Source organism: Terrabacter terrae, from assembly GCF_039529575.1.
Taxonomy (GTDB): domain Bacteria; phylum Actinomycetota; class Actinomycetes; order Actinomycetales; family Dermatophilaceae; genus Terrabacter; species Terrabacter terrae.
The window spans coordinates 1-1,485 of sequence record NZ_BAAANB010000175.1; the positions used below are offsets into that span (position 1 = coordinate 1).

Annotated in this window: 1 protein-coding gene; it reads right to left on the minus strand. The window is 71.3% G+C overall.

The window, feature by feature from the left end; translation table 11 throughout:
- Positions 1–275 precede the first annotated feature (275 nt).
- On the minus strand, positions 276–1,485 hold a 1,210-nt coding region (locus tag ABD194_RS20485), incomplete at its 5' end, for an alanine--tRNA ligase-related protein (RefSeq protein ID WP_343994963.1).

A 1,485-nucleotide genomic window follows, 5' to 3' on the forward strand; every position in this document is an offset into this window, starting at 1 on the left:
CGCCGACGGTCCCGCGCGCCCGGGGGACGAACAGCTCACCGGCTTCTTCCTCGTCAGCTGCGAGGACTACGACGCGCTCGTCGAGGCAGCAGAGGTGCTCGTCCAGGTCCATCCCGTCGTCGAGATCCGGCCGGTCACCGAGTTCTGATGCCGACGGGCGCGGCCGCATACGAGCGCGGCGAGGACGGCAGGCGGGAGGGCCGGGTCCCACCGGGCTGCCAGGCCGACAGGGAGGGGTTGGTGTGGCAGCCGATCCCGGCCCTCCTTCTTGCAGGCTACGGGAGCGTCCGCCCCGGCGAACGGGAAACCGACCGCGACCGCGCCCGCTGCGCCGCCATGTGCTCGTCGAACTCCCGACGCCACTCGGGGCTGAGTGCGATCTCCTCCGTGACGGCCACCTCGGTCGACAGCTCGACGGGGAAGCCGTACGTGTCGTAGAGCACGAAGAGGTCCGCGCCGGTCACGACAGTGCCGCGGTGGCTCTCGAGCCGGTCGAGGCCGCGGCGCAGGGTCCGCCGGAAGACGTCCTCCTCGCGCGCGAGCACCGCCACGACCCGGTCCGCAGCCGCGGCCACCTCGGGATAGTGCCTCGCGTAGACGGCCGCGACGGTGGGGACGACGAGCGGGAAGAAGTTGTCCTCGATCCCGAGGTCGACGGCGAAGCGCACGGCGCGCCGGACGAGTCGGCGCAGCACGTAGCCCTGCGTCTTGTTGCTCGGCCGCACACCGTCGACGGCCAGGAACGTCGCGCCCCGCAGGTGGTCGGCGATGACCCGCATCGCGAGCCGCTCCTTCTCGTAGTCACGGCCCGACAGCTCCTGCAGCCGCTCGACCACGGGCCACAGCAGGCTGATGCGGAAGACGTCGGACGAGTCCAGCGCCGCGGCCGCGATGCGCTCGAGCCCGCCGCCGTAGTCGACGTTGCGACGCGGCAGCGGCTCGAACCCGGTCTCGGTGCGGCGGTACTCCATGAACACCGAGTTGCCGAGCTCGATGAAGCGCCCGCAGTCGCAGTTGGGGTGGCAGTGTGCGCCGTACGCCGGGTCGTGCTCGACGTGCGGGAAGAGGTAGAAGACCTCCGTGTCGGGTCCGCCCGGCTCGCCGACCGGCATGCGCTCGGCCGCGCCCTCCCGGCACCACCAGTTCTTGTCGCCGTAGAAGACGATGCGCGCGTCGCCCGTCCCGACCTGCGCCGCGCGCTCCTCGCTGCCCACCTCCACCTGGTCGGCGCGGATGCCGGCCTCGCCGAACAGCCGGGTCCAGATCGCGGCCGACTCCTCGTCCTTGGGTATGCCGTGTGCCTCGTCCCCGATGAAGCACGACACGTAGAGCCGGGCCGGGTCCAACCCGACCGTGTCGGTGAGGAACGCCCAGAACTGCGGCAGCTGCTCGTCCTTGAAGTAGTCGCCGAGGCTCCAGCTGCCGAGCATCTCGAAGAAGGTCGTGTGCCGGTTGTCGCCGACCTCCTCGATGTCCTGGACGCGC